The organism is Pedobacter sp. 10L46_2 (assembly GCF_056395165.1).
Genome location: NZ_JBFTIZ010000323.1, coordinates 1 through 4767 on the forward strand (window position 1 = coordinate 1; position 4767 = coordinate 4767).

Here is a 4767-nt window from a genome sequence, read left to right on the forward strand (position 1 = left end):
CATATCCATCGGCAGTAATAGCGTCCTTTGCATAAATTGTAACGCTTATCAATGCATTATCTAAAGGATAACCCGTTTTAGGGTCAATTAGGTGTGCAACCTTCCAGGAGCCTTTTTGCAAATATTTTCTATAATTACCCGCAGTAGTTATTGCTCCATCATTAATGCTGATAACATGCCTTACTTCAGGTTCGGCATTTGGTGAATTTGCAGGTCCTTCAATCCCTATATTCATTGATGTTCCATCAGGTTTCGGTCCTTTTATCCTTAGTTCGCCTCCTATTTCTACTACAAACGATGTGATTCCTTTGTTAATTAAATAATCAGCCACTACATCAACACTGTATCCCTGGGCAATTCCATTAAGATCTACATTTATACATGGCTTTTGTTTTTTAAGGAAATTACCTTTTAAACTAAGGTTATTCATGCCTACGCACTTCAGTAATTCCTTTACCCRAGCACTATCGGGGAATTTATCTATTGGCTTTGCACCAAAACCCCATGCTTGTACAAGAGGCTCAACAGTTACGTCAAATTTTCCTTTGGTAGCTTTATACACCTCAAAAGATTTTGCCATCACTTTAGCAAAATGTGGATCTAAAACAATCCCGTTCGAAGAAGCATTAAACTTATTGATCAAAGAATATGATTTGTATAGCGACATAGATGAATCGATAACCATAAGAATGCTATCTACATTACCCTTCGTTACAATGCTATCCCGAGCAAAATACTTAATGGAATAATCAGTTCCCTGAGCATAACCATGTATAGCATACTGTCGCAGATCTTCCTTCTTAAAAAGAAGAAAAATTTGCGACAGCAGCAATAAAATAAAAGCTTTATTTATAAAAAACATTACGTTAGTAACGTTTATATCACCTTAGTTTGCCCTGGTGTAGGAATTGGATACAATCCATTAGCATCAGGTAATAGTTTAGGTTTTGCAGTCCAGCTCAACTCATCAGGGAATAAACTGTTCTCTGCTTTTAAAGCATCATCCCATTTAATAGTTTTTCCAGAATAAGTTGCATAACGACCAATAATGGCTGTCATACAGCTTTTTGCACCACGTTCTGCATCCCAGAATTTATATTCACCCTTAGCAATAGCAGCAAAAAGCTCGTCGTGCTCAGTTTGATAAGGATTAGGGTTTACTTTTGAACTGTAGTTATAGATCAGTTTATTTTTAGTGTCATATAATCTTCCTTCGTTACCTGCAGATAAGAAAACACGACCTTTAGTTCCATGGAAGCTTTCATCAACACGGTTATCAATACCTTCAAAGTGGCGGCACTGACTGTTAATTACAGAACCATCTGCATAAGTTAATTCTACAGAGTGGTTATCATAAATCTCACCATAATCTTTTCCAGTTCTCCAGGCACGGCTGCCAGTACCTTGAACAGAAACCGGATAAGCATTTTTAACCCAATTCGCAATATCAATATTGTGTACGTGTTGCTCAACTATATGATCACCACATAACCAGTTAAAATAATACCAGTTACGCATTTGATATTCCATTTCAGTTTGGCTGGCTTCACGCGGTTTCACCCAAACGCCACCACTATTCCAATATACCTGACCACCAGTGATATCGCCTATAGCTCCATCCTGAATGCGTTTAATAACATCTCTATAGTTATTTTGATATCTGCGCTGCAGACCTACAACAACATTTAATTTTTTAGTTTTTGCAATTTCGGCAGCTGCTAAAACTTTACGGATACCTGGCGAGTCAACAGCCACTGGTTTTTCCATAAATATGTGCTTGCTCTGGTTAACTGCTTCTTCAAAGTGACTAGGTCTGAATCCTGGAGGAGTTGCTAACAAAACAACATCGGCCAGGGCTATTGCTTTTTTATAAGCATCAAAACCTACAAATCTACGTTCCTGAGGAACATCAACTTTGGCTCCAAATTTTTCAGAGATCTCTTTGTATGCACTTTCTAGTCTATCGCTAAAAGCATCAGCCATAGCTACCAACTTTAGGTTTTGCTTAGTACTTAATGCCTGAAAAGCGGCACCGGTACCACGACCGCCGCAACCAATTAATGCAATTTTGATGGTGTCATCTACAGATGAATGCGCTCCGCCGTTAGCAAAAGCAACTCCATTTAACATAACACCTCCGGCTACAAGAGCCGAAGTTTTTAAAAATTCGCGGCGTTTGTCGCGCAGTTCTTCATTGTTCATTGTAATTTAGGTTTATATATGGTTCTTAGTATGTTTGGTTTATTAGTAATCTTTAATAGGAGCCTTGCTATAATAAGCATCTATCTCTTCTTTTGATGGAGGTGTTACTGGTCTAACTAACCTCATTCCGACAAAAGGAGCTTCAGGAAACCACCAATTACTTTTTGGAATCTGAGGATCCAGCTGTTTCCAACTAGGGTCTGATGCTAATCGGGATGCAGAACGAGCATCTTTAGCTTCATCATTATATGCACCACCTCTAACTGCATTTGGATATAATTTTTCTGGAACGGCAACAGGATCATTTGCCTTATCACCTTTTACTGATGCATAAAAATCCGGCAGATATTGATCATAGGTCCATTCTGCAACGTTTCCATACATATCGTATAATCCCCATGCATTTGGCTTTTTCTGACCAACAACATGAGTTTTACCATCGCTATTTCCATTAAACCATGCATAATCACCTAATTTTGAACCGTCGTTTCCGAAAGAATATTCGGTAACAGAACCTGCGCGGCAAGCGTATTCCCATTCAGCTTCAGTAGGAAGTCTGTAAAAAACGCCTGTCCTGGCATAAAGCCATTTACAATACTGAATAGCATTATAATGAGTCATAGCAAGTGCAGGTTGCCCCTCTTTACCCATTCCGAAAGTCATATCCAGATACGGTTTTGTAGGTCTTGTTATTGCATCAACATTTTTTGGAATTGGAGCAGTACTATGTGCTGCTTCGTAATCCTTATATAAAAATGGCTCGTAATTATCCCAGATCACTTCGTAGGTACTCATCCAAAATGGGGCAACTTTCACTTTGTGAACCGGCTGTTCATCAGCATTCCCCTTTTTACTTCCCATCATAAATTCACCACCGGGAATAGCAACCATATCGAACGACAACTTTGTGCCTTCCAATTGTTGTTTATAAGATTCGGGTTTCTCCTGTGCCAGAGTAGTTTGAATAGCAAGAAATGCTAAGGGCACTAACAATGATAATTTCACTTTCATTTATAAAATTTTGATACAACAAATATTTTAACCTAACCTATTTATTCTCTAAAATAGAGGCAATAATTGATAAACCAAAATCTGCACCCATATAATTTCATAAAATGTGTAATATAAACACTAAGTCAACCTCAGAAAATGAAAATCAATGTAAAAGAAAACGCCTGTCAGATGTTCATCTAACAGGCGTTTTATAGTCACAGGTGGTAGTTTATTCTACACTTCCCTCTTCTTTTTTCTTTTTCTTACCCGGACTTTTATTTTCTACAACAATAACATCTCCTTCTTTATCATAATCGATTTCCAAAGTGTCTCCATCATGAATATCTCCTTTAAGGATTTCTTCAGCAATTGGATCTTCAAGATATTTTTGTATTGCACGTTTAAGAGGTCTGGCTCCAAAGGCAGAATCAAAACCTTTATCAGCAATAAACTCTTTTGCTTTCTCTGTTAATTTAACTTCGTAACCTAAATTATGTACGCGGCCAAATAATGATTTCAATTCTATATCAATGATTTTGAATATCTCTTCTTTTCCTAAAGAATTGAAAACAACCACATCATCAACACGGTTAAGAAACTCAGGAGCAAATGCACGTTTCAATGCAGTTTCGATAACGCCCCTTGAGTGCGCATCAACCTGGTTCACTTTAGCTGAAGTAGAGAAACCTACCCCTTGTCCGAAATCTTTTAGCTGACGGGCACCGATGTTAGAAGTCATAATGATAATGGTATTTCTAAAATCCACTTTACGACCTAAACTATCTGTAAGCTGTCCTTCATCAAGCACCTGCAATAAGATGTTGAATACATCAGGGTGAGCTTTTTCAATCTCATCCAAAAGAATTACGGCATAAGGTTTACGTCTAACTTTTTCAGTTAACTGACCACCTTCTTCATAACCCACATATCCCGGAGGCGCGCCCACTAAACGTGATACCGCAAATTTCTCCATGTACTCACTCATATCAATTTGAATTAGTGAATCATCACTATCAAACATAAAACGAGCAAGTTCCTTAGCTAATTCAGTTTTACCAACACCCGTTGGACCTAAGAAAATAAATGAACCAATTGGTTTTTTAGGATCTTTTAATCCGGCTCTGGTACGTTGAATTGCTTTAGTCAGTTTTTTAATGGCATCATCCTGACCAATAATTTTCTGTCCAACAGTCTCGTACATATTCAATAGCTTAACGCTATCAGTTTGTCCTACACGTTGTAACGGAATACCAGTCATCATAGAAACAACCTCAGCAACGTTATCTTCCGTAACGGTATAACGTTTAGTTTTAGTTTCATTCTCCCATTCAGCCTTAGCACGATCCAACTCCTCTAAAAGATTTTTTTCAGTATCTCTTAATTTAGCTGCTTCTTCGTATTTCTGACTTTTTACAACTTTATTTTTTTCAAGCTTGATCTCTTCAATCTTGTTTTCAATTTCGATGATGTTCTCTGGAACATGAATGTTCGTTAAGTGTAATCTTGATCCGGCCTCATCTAAAGCATCAATAGCTTTATCTGGTAAAAACCTATCAGTAATGTATCTGGATG

Annotated in this window: 4 protein-coding genes; all 4 read right to left on the minus strand. The window is 37.6% G+C overall.

The window, feature by feature from the left end; all coding sequences use genetic code 11:
- On the minus strand, positions 1 to 862 hold an 862-nt coding region (locus tag AC1DDX_RS23775), incomplete at its 3' end, for an FAD:protein FMN transferase (RefSeq protein ID WP_477622709.1).
- A gap of 14 nt (positions 863 to 876) precedes the next feature.
- A complete protein-coding gene (locus tag AC1DDX_RS23780) occupies positions 877 to 2202 on the minus strand; it encodes a Gfo/Idh/MocA family protein (RefSeq protein WP_172661110.1) in 1326 nt (441 codons plus the stop codon).
- 42 nt (positions 2203 to 2244) lie between these two features.
- The gene (locus AC1DDX_RS23785; RefSeq protein WP_337717437.1) at positions 2245 to 3213 is read right to left on the minus strand and encodes a formylglycine-generating enzyme family protein; all 969 of its coding nucleotides are present in this window, start codon (positions 3211 to 3213) and stop codon (positions 2245 to 2247) included.
- A 211-nt stretch (positions 3214 to 3424) separates the two neighbouring features.
- On the minus strand, positions 3425 to 4767 hold a 1343-nt coding region (locus AC1DDX_RS23790), incomplete at its 5' end, for an AAA family ATPase (protein ID WP_477622710.1).